This is a genomic window from Bradyrhizobium sp. FW305-F6 (assembly GCF_058782905.1).
Window position 1 is genome coordinate 1722249 of sequence record NZ_JBYSYD010000002.1, and the last position, 15045, is coordinate 1737293.

The following is a 15045-nucleotide window of genomic DNA, read 5'->3' on the forward strand; positions in this document are numbered from 1 at the left end:
CCAGCCTCCCGTCACATGCGATGGGGCTCAAAACCAAAACGTCGAAAACAACCCCATGCACAGTAGAATGCCCCTTGATCGATGAGGGATTTTCGAACCGCGCGGGGACGACCCGCGCAGCCGCGATGATGTTGACACGCCGGGCAAAACACGACCGAGCTGTGGCCGGATATGACGCGGGCCACGGCTCCAGCACGACGGTCTCTGGGTCCGTGTTCCCCTCGCGGGTGTGACACCACCGGTGGACGGTCACGCCCGGCGAGCCAGGAAATGGAGCCCGACGAGCGCGGGCGAGCCGAGCAGAAGCCATGACGCGGCGTCCCAGAATCCATCGCCCAACAATGCGAAGGTCAGGCCGAGCGCGGAGATTGCTGCGATGACGACCGGCCAGCGATAGACGGCCCAGACGGTGTGGGTGCCCTGTCGTGTGCGTGGCATCATGCGCCCCCGACGCGTTCGACGCCGAGCACGCGTTCGGGCCGTCTCACCCGTGCCGAACGCCGCTTGCCCGAGAGATAAAGGCCCGTGACCAGAACCATGATCGTGAAAACGTCCAGCACGGCCCACACGATCTTGAGCGGCGTTCCGCCATAGTCGCCGAAATGGAGGGGCTGGGACAGCAGCAGCGTCTGGACGTACCACGGCATGTCGCGCGTGTCGGTGAACGATCCATCGCTCGCATCGATGAGCACGGGCTTGAGCAGCCTTGAGGTGACCGGCTCGTTCCCGCGCATGAAGATGGCATAATGACTTCTGCTGGAGAACACGGAGCCGGGATAGGCGACGAATGACGGGGTCATGTTTGGCAGCCGCGCTCGTGCCGTCGCGACGGCCGCTTCGACCGAAGCGAGCTTTGCCGGGCGCGGACGACCGCCGTGCTCTCCGACCATTTCCGCGAGCTGGCCATATTGCCAAGCCTTGATGAGCAGATCGGCCCAAGTGTTCAATACCCCTGTCGAGCCGACAACCAGAACCCACAGGATCGTCACGGCGCCGAGTAGATTATGGACATCGAACCATTTGGCGAGCTTTGACCGGCCCTTCCGAATGGTGCCGAAGCTCATCTTGCGCATTGCCGGGCCATACACCACGACGCCTGAGACCACAGCGATCAGAAACAGGACGCCCATCACACCAAGGAACAGCTTGCCGGGGAGCCCCAGAAACATCTCGGTATGCAATCGCAGGAGGACGTACGTGAGACGGCCGCGGATGTCGGGCTCGTCCAGGTAGGCGCCCGTCGTCACATCCATCCTCAAATCGCGATTGTCACGGAAATCGGCGTCCGGCGACTTGGCGATGCTTACAAGCAAGGCCTCCGGCTCGTCCCTGTCCCACAGCAAGAACTGGATGAATGCGCCCGGCAGGACAGCGAGGGCATTCTTCTCGATGACATCCAGACTGGCGAGCGGCCTGCCGGGGATGATCGCCGTTGCCTTGGTCTCTTCGTAAAGGAACTCGTCGATCTCGTGATGGAAGATGAGCGGCAAGCCGGTGATGCACAGCATCAACAGGAACAGCGTGCAGACCAGGCTGCTCCATCGATGTATCCATGACCACGTCCTGATCGCCGAGCGTTTCACTTGGTCACGAGGCTCGTCTGCAGCGGTCTTTCGGGAGCCGGCGGCCACTTGTAGCTCAGCGTGCCCAACACCGTCCGCGCGATGCCGAGCCCGCAATTGTTGGTGCCGAAGCAGTTGGTCACGTAGTAGGTGTCACCCACATTCGTGACGTTCAAGCGCGCCGTCAGACCTTTGAGATCGTTGCGGAGGTAGCCGAAATCGTACGAGAGAGCCGCGTCGAACACCGTCGAACTCGGCACGAGCAAGGTGTTCAGCGCATCGCCGTAGCTGTTGCCGACGTGGCGCACGCCGCCGCCGACGCCCAGCCCGCCGAGCGCCCCCGAGCGGAAAGTGTAGAACGCCCATAGCGAGGCGGTTTCGAGCGCGACGTTGGGCTGATAGAGCCCGACGGTTCCCTCGGTGCTCGCGGTGACCTTGGGAACGAGGCGCGAGTAGCCCGCGACCAGATCGAGCTCCCGGTTGAGACTGACCTTGGCCTCCAGCTCGACGCCCTTGACGTTGACCGCACCCGTCTGTGTCTGAAACTGCGGCAGGGCCTGGTCCGTCGTCAGGACATTGCGTTGATCGGTGTCGAAAAGCGCGGCGGTGAACAGCGCGTTCATGAATGTCGGCTGGTACTTGACGCCGACCTCCCGCGTCGTGCTGGTTCTCGGCCTGAACGGATTGCTGAAGCGGTCGGTGCCGGACGTCGGGTCGAAGCTGGTGGCGTAGCTGACGTAAGGCGCGACACCGGCGTCGAAGACATAGGATAATGCGGCGCGATAGGTCGTCGCGATGTCGGTCTTCCGCACCACGGAGCTTGCCAGATAATCGTTGAGTTCCTGGTCGGCGTTGTCGTAGCGGCCGGTCAACGTCAGAACCAGCCGATCGAACTTCGCTTGATCCTGCAGGTAGACGCCGGTCTGCTTGGTGGTGGTCCGATTGTTGGTGAAGGGCAGGTAGAGAATGTTCTGAGGTACGCCGTAGACCGGATTGAAGACATCGATCGGCGTCGCGCCGGCGCCGAGAGTGAAGCTGTACGATGACGATGTGTCGTAGTAGTCGATCCCCGCGAGGACCTTGTGACCCACGGGGCCGGTCGCAAAATCGGCCTGGACCTGGCTGTCTATGGCACCCTGGTCGGACTTCTGCCCGACCCGCAGGTTTGCGCGCGGTACCGTGCGAAAGTCCGCCGCCAAGGGCCCGAACGGCGCGAAGCTGTCGATATTGGACTCCAGTCGTGCAAGGCGGGCATTCTGGCGGAACTGAAAAACGTCGTTGAGGCGGTGCTCGAAGGCATAGCCGATGGCGTCGTAGCTTAGATTGCGAAAATCATTGTCAGGTTCGCCGAAATATCTGCTGTAAGGAATCTTCCCGTTCGGATTGAACAAGGCCGAACCGAATCCGGGAGCATATTGCTGATAGCCGCGACCGCTTTCGCGCTGCGTCGAGGCGAGCATCGTCAACGTGGTGTCGACGGTCGGCCGGACGGTGACGCTCGGCGCGAGATAGTAATTGTTGTCCTGGACGAAATCGAGCTGCGTGTCCGACAGCTTCCCTGAACCGACGAACCGATAGGACAGGATCGGATCGACAGGACCGCTGAAATCGAAGAAGCCCTCCTTCCGGTTGAAGTTTCCGAACCGGACTCCGACCTCGTTCTGCTGGTGGTCGGTCGGACGCTTGCTGATGACGTTGAGAAGGCCGCCGGGAGGGGTTTGGCCGTAAAGGCTCGACGACGAACCGCGCAGCAACTCGATGCGCTCGACACCGTATGTGTTGATCCTCGGCACCACCTCGGTGGCGACGTCGCCCAGGGTCCGGAGGCCATCCACGTAGGTCGGCACGGCGAATCCCCGCACGACCGGAAGGTCGTAAAGGGAATTGGATCCGTATGTGCCGAGCATGACACCGGGTGTGTAGAGAAGCGCCTGGGCCAGGTCGGTGGCGCCGCGCGCGGCGATTTCGTCCTTGGTCACGACCGAGATCGACTGTGGAGTCAGGAGCAACGGCGTATCCGTCTTGGTGCCGGTCACGCTTTGGCGCGCTACATAGCCGACGGCCGGCCCCGTGCCGCGTTCGGGCCGCGCCCCCTCGGCGTTGAGGTTCGGCGTCGACGCTTGTTGAGACGCGACGGTGCGCCGCGCCACCGCGCGGGTCCGAGCCGCTCTTTGTCGCGACGCCGCTGCCGTCGAGACGCGTGGTTTGGGGGCTTCCACCGTCACCGGCGGCAGGGTCGACGATTGGGCTTCTGCGTCGCTCCAGGTGCCCAACGACAATGCAAGACAGCTGACTGCGCCGACAACGGCGGTCTTGGAAACATCATTCCTTCGCACAAACACACCCCGAACTGATCGCCAAACAACTTGGCTTCCCCGCTGTTCGGTTTAGCGAGACCTCATCACGAGTGCATCGGGACGTGGCGTTAGAATAACTTCAAAATCATATTCAAGCGCGCCAGCCTCATGTGCTAGATTGCCAGAGCGCATCGACGATTTAGAACGAGTCTAGATCGATGACGCAGAGCGCTGCTTTCAAAGAACCGAAGCGGGCCTTCGACCTGGACATCGCGATGCCGATCTCTCCCCAGCCGATCTACGCGAGCGACATCACATCGCTCTCGACGCCGGGTTCATCGGTCACGGTCGCAACGGCAAAGGCCACGAACCTCGAACGGCCGCTCGCACACGGATGGATCGATGAGGCCGTGATACAGCCGGGCTTCGAGGTCTTCGCCGCAAGTTATGACAGCCACGCGGCGTACAGCGTCAATACGACCGCCGAGGCGGGCTTTTTCTTTGGCTTGAACCTTGGTGACGTCGACAGCGCGGACGTGCCGAAACAGGAGCTCCACCTCCCGAGCGGCACCTTCGGGACCATGTCGCTGGACGAACCTCTGGCCATCCGCTTGCATCGCGGCGAGAGGAAACATCAACGGCGATGCGGCATCACCTTGCGTCCAGAGTGGATCGCGTCCGGCATGTTCGAGCGGTTCGAGGATTCCGGCATCATCGCCAGGACGGTGACCCGACGCGGCATATCCGAAGCGAGTGCGGCTTCGACCGGCCTGCTGTCTGCTGCCGCACGATTGTTCGCGGCGTTCGAATCCAGGGGACCATTGGCCACGTTGCGCCGGGAAGCGGCAGCGCTGGGATTCCTTGCCGAGGCCTTCACCGGCGCCGACGAGTCGCGGCAGTACCGGCCCGCGGCCCGGATCGAGGTCGCAAGGATCAGGCGCGTGAAGGACATGCTGGACAGCCTGGCGCCCGATGTTGAGATCAGCCTCGTCGCGTTGGCGGCCGCGCATGGAATGAGTGTTCGCTCGTTGTGCCGCCACTTCCGGATGACCTTCGGCACGACCGTGTTCGCTTACGTCGCGCAGCGGCGCATGGACCGCGCGCGCACCGCCTTGGAGCGCGATGGCTTCACCGTCGATCAGGCCGCCTATATCGCCGGCTTCGCTCACTCATCCAATTTTTCGTCCGCTTTTCAGCGGCGTTACGGCTATCGGCCCGGCAAGGGATCATCCTGGAGGCGGAGCGAGTAGCGCTACCACGCGCCTGAAAAGCCGGATGCAATCCTCGCTGTCCAATCGCCCAGGCGCATGTCGGGCAGGCCTGAAGCCATTTCCATGGCGCGATGGACCGATCCCACCGTCGCCGAGAGCCGATTGCAGATGAGAGCAACGACCGAAAGCTGCTGATCGGCCCCGGCACACCCTGTTTTGGAACCGATGTGGCGTCACGGTGACAGCCATTTGCTAGAAACCGGATATCCTGCGAAGCACTCTGCAAGGGGGCAGACTGGGCTTGCAATATGATGAAGCTTATCGCGACGCTCGCCATTTCGGCGGCACTCACCGGATCGGCTGTTGCGGCGGACCTGGCCGCCCGGCCCTACACCAAGGCGCCGGTCCCTGCCGTCTACGACTGGACCGGTTTCTACGTCGGCGCCAACGGCGGCGGCGGCTGGGCTCGCAAGTGCTGGGACATGTTCTCCCTGTTCGGCGCGCCCCGCCCGGTGGCGACCGAAGGATGCCACGATGCGACCGGCGGCACGGTCGGCGGACAGATCGGCTACCGTTGGCAAGCCAGCAACTGGGTCTTCGGCCTCGAGGCGCAAGGCAACTGGGCTGACTTCAACGGGTCCAATGCCAGCCTCGTGTTTCCCGCCCCCTTTGGCCAGATCAACCGCAGCAAGGTTGACGCGTTCGGCCTGTTCACCGGTCAGGTCGGCTACGCCTGGAATAACGTCCTTGGATACGTGAAGGGCGGCGCCGCTGTCGCCCACGACAAGTACGAGGGTATCGACATCCCGACGAACGCCGTGTTCGATCGTGCGAGCGAGACCCGCTGGGGCGCCGCCGTCGGCGCCGGCATCGAATATGGCTTCGCCCCGAACTGGTCGCTCGCGGTCGAATACGATCACCTGTTCATGGGCAAGCGCGACATCGGTTTCAACTTCGTGCCGCCCTTTGCGGGGCCATCGCGTGGCGACACCATCCGTCAGGATATCGACGTGGTCACCGCCCGCATCAACTACCGCTTCGGCGGCCCGGTCGTCGCCCGCTACTGACCGGAAGACGCCCTCTCTGACAACAAAGCCCCGGTGACGTACGGGGTTATTGCGATCGTTTGATGATCCGTCGATCAGTGACGGCGTATGCGCGATGGGATCAGGTTTGATTGGGCGTCACCGGCGGTGCACGCCCTCGCCCGCTTGCGGGAGAGGGTTGGGGCGAGGATTTTTCCGCATTGGGATTCTCCCCTAGAGGAGAAGCCCTCACCCGGCGCGCGGGACGATGCTTCGCATCGCCCGGACGCGCCGACCTCTCCCGCAAGCGGGAGAGGTTGCACCGAGCCCGCGGCAATCGATTCGACCTGACGCGATTCCGATTAACAGCCGTTACGACTCGATCTTCACGTATTCGAAATCGCCGGGCTTGTTGTCGATGCCGACCTTGGGCGGCGAGATCCAGGAGGCGAACTGGCCGATCTCGGTGACGGGCTGCATCAGCGAGGTGATGAAGTCGCCGTCGCTTGCCGAGGGCAGCCATTCGTCCTTGCGCTTGGCCCAGGTGGCATCATCGATCAGGATGCCGTCCGGCGTTGCATGCACGTCCTTGAACTCGCCGATGTGGCGGTGGAACGCGACGTTGGGAAGCTTGAGCTGGAAATCATAGCCCGCAGTCGAGATCACCTTGTTCCAGCGCAGCATGCCCTTGACGCAATCCTGGCTGTAATCGTCGCGCAGGCGCATGTTGAGCGCGGTCAGCGCCGGCTCGTCGACCAGCTTGATCTCGCCGTTGATCAGCTTGAGAACCGGATAGGTGGAGCTCTTGAGCTGGTGGTCGTCCTCGATCTGGGTCTCGTGATAGCGGCCCTTGATGCCGGCGTTGAAGGCGTTGGCCGCGTTGGTCGAGACTTCCGAGCCGAACAGGTCGAGCGACAGCGTGTAGTGCAGGTTCAGCTTCTTCTGGATGGTCGGCAGGTCGATCACCCCGAGCGCGCGCACCTTGGCGATGTCCGTGGGATCGGTGATGCCGGCCGCGCGCATCGCATCGCAGGTGCGCTGCACGACACGGGTGATCCCGGTCTCGCCGACGAACATGTGATGCGCTTCCTCCGTCAGCATGAAGCGGCAGGTGCGTGACAAGGGGTCGAAGCCCGACTGCGCCAGCGAATGCAGCTGCATCTTGCCGTCGCGGTCGGTGAAATAAGTGAACATGAAGAAGGACAGCCAGTCCGGCGTCGCCTCGTTGAAGGCGCCCAGCATGCGCGGCGCGTCGGCATCGCCGGACCGGCGGCGCAGCAAATCGTCGGCTTCCTCGCGGCCGTCGCGGCCGAAATATTTCTGGAGCAGATAGACCATGGCCCAGAGGTGGCGGCCTTCCTCGACGTTGACCTGGAACAGGTTGCGCATGTCGTAGAGCGAGGGCGCGGTCTTGCCGAGATGGCGCTGCTGCTCGACCGAGGCCGGCTCGGTGTCGCCCTGGATCACGATCAGGCGGCGCAGCATGGCGCGATGCTCGCCCGGGACTTCCTGCCAGGCGGGCTCGCCATAGTGCTCGCCGAACGGAACGACCCGGTTCTCTTCCTGCGGCGCAAGCAGGATGCCCCAGCGATATTCGGGCATGCGAACATAATCGAACTTGGCCCAGCCGCGCGGATCGACCGAGTAGGCGGTGCGCAAATAGACCAGCGATTCCTGGAAGCCTTCCGGGCCCATGTCGCTCCACCAGTCCATATAGCCGGGATGCCAGCCCTCCAGCGCTTTCAGCACCTGGCGATCTTCGGCGAGATTCACGTTGTTCGGAATCTTGGTCGAGTAGTCGACGTTCATGATGTTCATGTTCATGGCCGTGCTCCTTGCGATCTCTTTCCGTCATGCCCGGCCTTGTGCCGGGCATCCACGTTCTTGCTTCCTCGAGCCAAGCACGTGGATGGCCGGGACATTTGTGCGAAGACGCGCTTCGCGCTTTTGCCCGGCCATGACGCAGTGAATGTCATCACACCCGCGTCATATCGAATTTCGGCTTCTGGCCGCTGCCGTAGCGGCGCAGCGCGCCTTCCTCGCCGACGGCATTGGGGCGCTGGAAGATCCAGTTCTGCCAAGCGGTGAGGCGGGAGAAGATCTTCGATTCCATGGTCTCGGGACCGACGAAGCGCAGGCTCGCTTCCATGCCGGTGAGGCTGTCCGGCGAAAAGCTGGCGCGCTCCTCCAGGAACACGCGAACCTCGTCGTCCCAGTCGATGTCGTCGAGTGCGAAGGTGACGAGGCCGAGCTCCTCCGCCTGCTCCGCGTCGAGCGCGGTGCCGAGCGTGGCTTCCGCGCGCTCCACATCGGACGGATCGGCCTGGAAGCGCGATTGCAGCCGCGTCAGGCCGTGGCTCATCGGATACGGACCGAAATTCATGGCGGATAGTTCGATCGACGGCGGCGGGCGGTTGTCGCCCTGACGCGTGCCGATCAGCATATAGGAGCGGTCGGCGGCAAACACGAGTTCGGCGAGCGTGCCGGCAAAGCAGGAGCCGGGCTCGACCAGCGTCACCAGCGTGCGCGAAGTAACGTCGATGCGCTTGAGCACCCGCTTCCAGTAATGCCTGATCTCGTTGACCAGCCAATGCGCCTTGTTGGCTTCGAGGAAGGCGTCGCAGCTGAGCACATGGGCGCGCTCGCCATGGCTCTTGAACACCAGCATGGCGATCTCGAGCTCGTTGATGCGCAAATGCAGGATGGCGTCGTCGAGCTCGCGCGCGACCTGGAGCGGCCAGAACGAGGCGCCTTGCGCCATCATGCCGTCGATGTCGGCCGGCGGCGCGGCCTCCGGCGCCTTGATCGAGATGGTGGCGATCCGCGCCGCGCGATCGATGTCGACGGTGACGAAGCCATAGCGGATGCTGGTCTCGTCGATCACGCGCTGGAGCGGCGTCAGCGCGATGCCCTTGCCGCTGCCCTTGCGTTTCGAGGCTGCCGCGAACTCCTTGGCGCGCTCGGCGATCCTGGCTTCCAACTTGGAGTTCGGCGCGATCTCGTCGACGAGGCGCCACTGCACGGCGCGCTTGCCCTTCACGCCTTCCTCGATGGTGCAGAAGAAGTCGGCGTGGTCGCGGCGCACCTTGCGCTTGTCGACCACGCGCGTGAGGCCGCCGGTGCCGGGCAGTACCGCGAGCAGCGGCACCTCGGGCAGCGCAACGGCGGACGAGCCGTCATCGGCGAGGATGATGTGATCGGTCGCGAGCGCCAGCTCATAGCCGCCACCGGCGGCGGAGCCGTTGACGACGGTGATGAAGCGCTGGCCGGAATTCTCAGAAGAATCTTCCATGCCGTTGCGGGTCTCGTTGGTGAACTTGCAGAAGTTCACCTTGTGGGCATGGGTCGAGCCCGCGAGCATGCGGATATTGGCGCCGGCGCAGAACACGCGGTTCTTGGCCGAGCGCATCACCACGACCTTGACCTCGGGATGCTCGAAGCGCAGCCGCTGGAGCGCGTCAGCGAGCTCGATGTCGACGCCGAGATCGTAGGAATTGAGCTTGAGCAGATAGCCCTCGAACAGGCCGCCGTTCTCGTCGACATCCATGGTCAGCGTCGCAACGTCGCCCTCGACCGCGAGCTTCCAATGCTTGTAGCGGGACGGTTCGGTCTGGAAATCGATGAATGTCGCGCCGCCTGCGAGGCGCCGATCTTCCCCGGCCATGGGTCACCCTTAAGCTTGCTTATGCATTCTAGATCGTTAGATGCACAATAGTGCATCTTGTAGGGTTAGTCCAGCCCGAATGTCGGACCTATATGCACTTTGCTTCATCCAGCCGCGCCCGTGCCTCATGCCGCCTGAAGCCCTGGATCGTCCCGCAAGGCGGCCTTGGCGAACGGCACGATGGCCTCGAGCGTCGGTGCGGCGGCCTCGCGATGCGGCGAATGCGCGGCCCCGGCAATGATTTTCAGATCGACGGGGCAGTAACATTCCTCCTGCGCGATCTCGGCCTGGCGCAGCGTCCCATATTGATCGTCGACGCCCTGCACGATCATGACGGGCACGCGGATATAGGCGAGGTATTCCGAGATATCCCAATCGCGGAATTTCGGATCGAGCCAGGCACCGTTCCAGCCGTAGAACGCGTTGTCGACGTCCTTGTGCCAGCGCGCCAGCTTTGCCCTGAGGTCCGTGGTTTCGAACGTCGTCTTGATCGCAGCGATCGATTTGACCGAGATGTCCTCGACGATGAAATGCGGCGCGATCAGCACGAGGCCGTTCAGGCGATGATCCTGATGCGCCCCGGCATAGATGGTCGCGATCGAGGCACCGTCGGAATGGCCGAGCAGAAGGCCGCGCTTGAAGCCGATCGCGTCGAGCAGCTTCGGCAGCACGTCCAGCGCCTCGCGCTGCATGTAGTCGAGCGGTCGCGGCAGCGCGGCCGGGCTGGACTGGCCATAGCCTGCGCGCGAATAGGCGAAGATGCCGGCGCCCGTGGCCTGCTGCAGCTTCTCAGGGAAATCGCCCCAGAGGCCGACGGAGCCGAGGCCTTCGTGCAGCATGACGATGGTGGGGGCGTCTGCAGATTGCGGCGCGAGCCATTTGTATTCGAGGCTGGCGGTACCGATGCTGAGGAAGCCAGTGGGGGTGAGGTTGGTCATGGTCGAATTCCCATTCCTAGCCAATGCCGAGTTGCCCACCCTCCCCTGGAGGGGGAGGGTCGATTCACAGCGAGCGCAGCGAGATGTGAAGCGGGGTGGGGTGACAGTCTCTCCACGTCCAACAGTGCCCGAGTGGAGAGATGACCCCCCCCACCCCGCTCGCGCTGCGCGCGATCGACCCTCCCCCTCCAGGGGAGGGTAAGAAAGCGAGCCGCCGCCTGCACCATCAATGCGTCCCTTCCCGCAGCTTGAAGCGCTGGATCTTTCCGGTCGCGGTCTTCGGCAGCGACTCCACCACATCGATCCAGCGCGGATATTTCCAGGGGCCGATCTTCTGCTTGACGTGCTCCTTGAGCATCTCCTGCAACTCCGTCGTCGTTGCGCCCGGGCGCAGCACCACGAAGGCCTTCGGCTTCAAGAGGCCTTCCGGATCGGCTTCCGGTATCACGGCGGCTTCCAGCACGGCTGGATGGGTGATCAGCGCGCTCTCCACCTCGAACGGCGAGACCCAGATGCCGGAGACCTTGAACATGTCGTCGGCGCGGCCGCAGAAGGTGTAGCGGCCGTCGCTGTCCCGGACGTATTTGTCGCCGGTGCGGGTCCACGGGCCCTCGAAGGTGCGGCGGCTCTTGTGGCGCTGATTCCAGTAGCCCTCGCCGGCCGAGGGCGCATCGACCAGGAGTTCGCCGACCTCGCCGTCGGCGACGTCCTGTCCCGCTTCGTTGACGAGCCGCACCGCATAGCCCGGCACCGGCTTGCCCGAGGAGCCGTATTTGATGTCGCCGGGCGCGTTCGACAGGAAGATGTGCAACAGCTCGGTCGAGCCGACGCCGTCGAGAATGTCGACGCCGAAGCGCGCCTTCCAGCTGTTGCCGACGGATTCCGGCAGCGCCTCGCCGGCAGAGGTGCAGATGCGCAAAGCCTTGCCGCCGCGCTCGCTCTTCATGGTTTCGTCGTTGAGCATCGACGCGAACAGCGTCGGCACGCCGTAGAAGATCGAGGGGTTGTAGCGGTTCATCAGGTCGAACATGCGCGCCGGCGTCGGCCGCTCGCTGTTGAGGATCACGCTGGCGCCGACCGACATCGGGAAAGTCAGCGCATTGCCGAGGCCATAGGCGAAGAACAGCTTGGCCGCGGACAGACACACGTCGCTCTCGCGAATGCCGAGCACCTGCCTGGCGTAGGTGTCGGCGGTCGCCTGCAGATTGGAATGGATGTGGCGCACGCCCTTCGGCATGCCCGTCGACCCCGACGAATAGAGCCAGAACGCCGGCTCGTCCGGATGCGTCGTGGCGGTGGTGAACCGGTCGCTCTCGCCGGCAATTTCCTCAGCGAGCTGCTTGTGGCCGTTCTGCTTGGCGCCGGAGACCACGACATGCTCGAGATCCGGCATGCGGCCGACGACGTCCTTGATGACGGGATAGAGCGCTTCGGACACGAACAGCACGCGCGCGCGGCAGTCGGCGAGGATGTAGGCGTACTGGTCGGCCGTCAGCAGCGTGTTCAGCGGCACCGGTACGATGCCGGCGCGAATCGCGCCCAGAAACACGATCGGGAAATCGATGGTATCCAGCATGATCATGGCGACGCGCTCCTCGCGGCGGACGCCGAGCCGGCGCAGCATGTTGGCCGCGCGCCGGGTCTGTTGCTGGAGCTCGCCATAGCTGAGCCGCGAGACGGTGTCGTCGAAGGCGAGCTTGTTGCCGCGGCCCTCCTCGACGTTACGATCGAGCAGCCAGGTCACCGCATTGTAGGATCCCTCGCTCACGGACATCTCCCCCGAATTTAGAATTATAATTCATAGAAAGACACCACGGCGGCTTGCTGTCAATGCCAGCAGGCATTATGTTTCATTAAAGCGCGCCGCAGGACTTCCTTCAAGAGGACATCCGTAAAGAAGGCTCATGAGCGAAAGTCCCGACGCCGAATCCCGCTTCCTCGAACAGCTCGGCCAGCGTGTGCGCACCATGCGCGCGCTGCGCGGCATGTCGCGCAAGGTGCTCGCCAAGGTCTCGGGGATCTCGGAGCGCTACATCGCGCAGCTCGAAAGCGGCAAGGGCAACGTCTCAATCGTGCTGCTGCGCCGCGTCTCCGACGCGATGGGCGCGCATCTCGAAGACCTGCTGCCCTCGCCCGATCCGACGCCGGACTGGCAGATGTTTCGCGATCTGCTGCGCAAGGCAACGCCCGCGCAGATTGCCCAGGTCAAGGATCTGCTCTCCGGCGGCAGCGCAACCGCGCCGCGGCGCGCACCGTTCTGCGGCATCGCGCTAATCGGCCTGCGCGGCGCCGGCAAATCCACCCTCGGCAAGATCCTGGCGAAGAAGATCGGCTGGAGCTTCGTCGAGCTCAACAAGGAGGTCGAGCAGCAGAACGGGCTCTCGGTCGCCGAGATCATCGCGCTGTACGGCCAGGAAGGTTTTCGCCGCATGGAGCAGGCCGCGCTGCAACAGCTGCTGGCGCGCAACGAGCTGATGGTGCTGGCCACCGGCGGCGGCATCGTGTCCGAGCCCCTGACCTTCGACCAGGTGCTGACCTCGTTCTACACGATCTGGCTGAAGGCCGAGCCCGAGGAGCACATGGCGCGCGTGCGCCGCCAGGGCGATCTGCGCCCGATGGCGGATGACCGCTCCGCCATGGCGGAGCTGCGCAACATCTTGCTCAGCCGCGAGCCGCTGTATTCGCGCGCGACCGCGGTGGTGGATACCGCGGGCCTCTCCGTCGATGCCGCCGCTGCGCGGCTGATTGATGCGGTACGTCCCGTGCTGCAGAACGAAGCCCGCAGCTTCGGGCTGCGCAGCGTGGCGCTGTAGGCAGGCTGGACCTCGCCAGAACCACACACTCCGCTTAGGTGCGCTTGTCCGGGACGACAGCGAGGCTTTTGCATGGCCTGCGGCAACGCTATATCAGCGCTCAGCAGCAAGCTTTGGGTAGACGATGACCTCCACCGACGCCACCACGTCCATGTTCGAGCGGATCGGCGGCCGCGCCACGATCGACACCCTCGTCGATCGCTTCTACGACCGCATGGACAGGCTGCCGGAGGCGAAGGTCATCCGCGCCATGCATGCGGACGACCTCGGCCTGATCAGGTACGTGCTCAAGCGCTATCTCACCGAATGGACCGGCGGCCCGCGGCTCTATACACCCGAGAAGGGCCATCCGCGGCTGCGGCAGCGCCATTTCGGCTTTGCCATCGGCGATGCCGAACGCGACGCCTGGATGCTCTGCATGCGCGGCGCGATGGAGGAGACGATCACGGACGGTGCCGCGCGCGCCGAACTCGACAAGTCCATATCCGGCTTGGCCGACTGGATGCGCAATCGGCAGTGAGCTGCTCACCGGGACGTAGCCCGGATGAGCGGAGCGACATCCGGGGTCTTGGCTTCCCGGGTATCGCTTCGCTCACCCGGGCTACGATACTATGCTGTGTGTGACAACGGAGGCCCTGCATGGACGCGAGCGTTGCGCCGGAGGTGATCAGCCGGCCTGTCCCGGCGCACATGGCCCATGTCGTTTCCTCGATTTCCTTTTACCGGGAGCGCGGGCTCGCCCTGACCGGCTTCCGGCACGCTGCGCCGCTCGCCGTGCCGTTGCTCGTCAGTCTCGGAACCCCGTTCCGCATCGCTCTCGGACGGGAGCCCGGCGATGCCGACACGCAGCCGAGCTTCGCTGCCGGCCTGTTTCCAGGACCCGTGCGCATCGAATCCGACGGCCGCGCCATGTGCGTCCAGATCGACTTCACTCTGCTCGGCGCCTATCGCTTCTATGGCGGCGCGGTGCCCGATCTGACGGCACGCATGGTCGATATCGGCGATCTGCTGGGCCGCCAGGGCCGCGACCTCGGCGAAATGGTGGCGGAGGCGGATGGATGGCAGCGACGCCTCGAGATCATCGAGGCCTTCGTGCTCGCGCGGGCGGTCCACGAGCCCTCCCCCGCGATCGCTGCGGCGCTCGGCCGGCTCGGGCGCAGCGCCGGGGCGGCGCGCATATCGGACATCGCGACGGACATCGGCTGGAGCCGCAAGCATCTCGCGCGCCGGTTTCACAACGAGATCGGCGTTTCACCGAAGACGTTGGCGCGGATGCTGCGCTTTCACCGCGCCTGCCAACTGGCGCGCATCGGCGATGCGCGAGGCTGGGCCGGCATTGCGATCGAGGCAGGCTATGCCGACCAGGCGCATCTGGCCCGCGACTTCAAGGAGTTCAGCGGCGAAAGCCCGAGCGTGTGGGCCGCGAGGCTGGAGCAGCTGGATCCGCGCCTGATCCGCGAAGCCGGCGGATAGTTCTGAGGTCCCATTTGTTCAAGCCGCAGGCGAGCGCACCACTTAGACTTCGTGCGCAACCG

The 15045-nt window shown here is 64.1% G+C and carries 12 protein-coding genes; 5 read left to right on the forward strand and 7 right to left on the reverse strand.

Features of this window, described 5'->3' with window-relative positions:
• Positions 1-249: 249 nt before the first annotated feature.
• From AC3WLX_RS19530 to AC3WLX_RS19540, 3 genes are read right to left on the reverse strand one after another with little or no spacing between them, the layout of a single operon-like run.
• Positions 250-438: a hypothetical protein gene (locus AC3WLX_RS19530; protein ID WP_291621114.1), complete on the reverse strand. Its 189-nt coding sequence runs from the start codon at positions 436-438 to the stop codon at positions 250-252.
• Complete coding sequence (locus tag AC3WLX_RS19535) at positions 438-1583, reverse strand: PepSY-associated TM helix domain-containing protein (protein ID WP_492337169.1); 1146 nt, start codon at positions 1581-1583, stop codon at positions 438-440. Before AC3WLX_RS19535 ends, AC3WLX_RS19530 begins: the two co-directional genes overlap by 1 nt.
• A complete protein-coding gene (locus AC3WLX_RS19540; protein ID WP_492337170.1) occupies positions 1580-3712 on the reverse strand; it encodes a TonB-dependent siderophore receptor in 2133 nt (710 codons plus the stop codon). Before AC3WLX_RS19540 ends, AC3WLX_RS19535 begins: the two co-directional genes overlap by 4 nt.
• A 365-nt stretch (positions 3713-4077) precedes the next feature.
• Between AC3WLX_RS19540 and AC3WLX_RS19545 the strand changes: the two genes are divergently transcribed.
• Together AC3WLX_RS19545 and AC3WLX_RS19550 are read left to right on the forward strand one after the other, a co-directional pair.
• Entirely contained in the window at positions 4078-5109 is a 1032-nt protein-coding gene (locus tag AC3WLX_RS19545; protein ID WP_291621108.1) for a helix-turn-helix transcriptional regulator, read from the forward strand.
• Positions 5110-5378: 269 nt separating this feature from the next.
• The gene (locus AC3WLX_RS19550; protein ID WP_492337171.1) at positions 5379-6137 is read left to right on the forward strand and encodes an outer membrane protein; all 759 of its coding nucleotides are present in this window, start codon (positions 5379-5381) and stop codon (positions 6135-6137) included.
• A gap of 330 nt (positions 6138-6467) precedes the next feature.
• Here the strand turns inward: AC3WLX_RS19550 and boxB are convergent, their stop codons facing one another.
• The 4 genes from boxB to AC3WLX_RS19570 form a co-directional block, all read right to left on the reverse strand.
• Complete coding sequence (boxB, locus tag AC3WLX_RS19555) at positions 6468-7919, reverse strand: benzoyl-CoA 2,3-epoxidase subunit BoxB (protein ID WP_291621104.1); 1452 nt, start codon at positions 7917-7919, stop codon at positions 6468-6470.
• 151 nt (positions 7920-8070) lie between these two features.
• Positions 8071-9759 carry a 2,3-epoxybenzoyl-CoA dihydrolase gene (gene boxC / locus AC3WLX_RS19560; protein ID WP_492337172.1) on the reverse strand — a complete coding sequence of 563 codons (1689 nt, stop codon included), beginning with the start codon at positions 9757-9759 and terminating at the stop codon, positions 8071-8073.
• Between the two features lie 125 nt (positions 9760-9884).
• Positions 9885-10697 carry an alpha/beta fold hydrolase gene (locus AC3WLX_RS19565; protein WP_492337173.1) on the reverse strand — a complete coding sequence of 271 codons (813 nt, stop codon included), beginning with the start codon at positions 10695-10697 and terminating at the stop codon, positions 9885-9887.
• 226 nt (positions 10698-10923) lie between these two features.
• On the reverse strand, positions 10924-12465 hold the full coding sequence (locus tag AC3WLX_RS19570; RefSeq protein ID WP_492337174.1) for a benzoate-CoA ligase family protein: 1542 nt from the start codon (positions 12463-12465) through the stop codon (positions 10924-10926).
• A gap of 136 nt (positions 12466-12601) precedes the next feature.
• On the opposite strand from AC3WLX_RS19570, the gene AC3WLX_RS19575 reads away from it, so the two are divergent.
• The 3 genes from AC3WLX_RS19575 (at position 12602) to AC3WLX_RS19585 (ending at position 14983) form a co-directional block, all read left to right on the forward strand.
• Positions 12602-13510, forward strand: coding sequence for a helix-turn-helix transcriptional regulator (locus tag AC3WLX_RS19575; protein ID WP_492337175.1), 909 nt, complete (start codon positions 12602-12604; stop codon positions 13508-13510).
• 124 nt (positions 13511-13634) lie between these two features.
• On the forward strand, positions 13635-14030 hold the full coding sequence (locus tag AC3WLX_RS19580; RefSeq protein ID WP_492337176.1) for a group II truncated hemoglobin: 396 nt from the start codon (positions 13635-13637) through the stop codon (positions 14028-14030).
• Positions 14031-14149: 119 nt separating this feature from the next.
• Positions 14150-14983 (forward strand): helix-turn-helix domain-containing protein, encoded by an 834-nt coding sequence (locus tag AC3WLX_RS19585; protein ID WP_492337177.1) that lies wholly within the window; start codon positions 14150-14152, stop codon positions 14981-14983.
• Positions 14984-15045: the final 62 nt, after the last annotated feature.

Bases quoted from the DNA above. Each gene is read 5' to 3' on its own strand.
- AC3WLX_RS19530 (WP_291621114.1), bottom strand. From the start codon at position 438: ATGCCACGCACACGACAGGGCACCCACACCGTCTGGGCCGTCTATCGC.
- AC3WLX_RS19585 (WP_492337177.1), top strand. From the start codon at position 14,150: ATGGACGCGAGCGTTGCGCCGGAGGTGATCAGCCGGCCTGTCCCGGCG.
- boxB (WP_291621104.1), bottom strand. From the start codon at position 7,919: ATGAACATGAACATCATGAACGTCGACTACTCGACCAAGATTCCGAAC.
- AC3WLX_RS19545 (WP_291621108.1), top strand. From the start codon at position 4,078: ATGACGCAGAGCGCTGCTTTCAAAGAACCGAAGCGGGCCTTCGACCTG.
- AC3WLX_RS19580 (WP_492337176.1), top strand. From the start codon at position 13,635: ATGACCTCCACCGACGCCACCACGTCCATGTTCGAGCGGATCGGCGGC.
- AC3WLX_RS19550 (WP_492337171.1), top strand. From the start codon at position 5,379: ATGATGAAGCTTATCGCGACGCTCGCCATTTCGGCGGCACTCACCGGA.
- AC3WLX_RS19575 (WP_492337175.1), top strand. From the start codon at position 12,602: ATGAGCGAAAGTCCCGACGCCGAATCCCGCTTCCTCGAACAGCTCGGC.
- AC3WLX_RS19565 (WP_492337173.1), bottom strand. From the start codon at position 10,697: ATGACCAACCTCACCCCCACTGGCTTCCTCAGCATCGGTACCGCCAGC.
- boxC (WP_492337172.1), bottom strand. From the start codon at position 9,759: ATGGCCGGGGAAGATCGGCGCCTCGCAGGCGGCGCGACATTCATCGAT.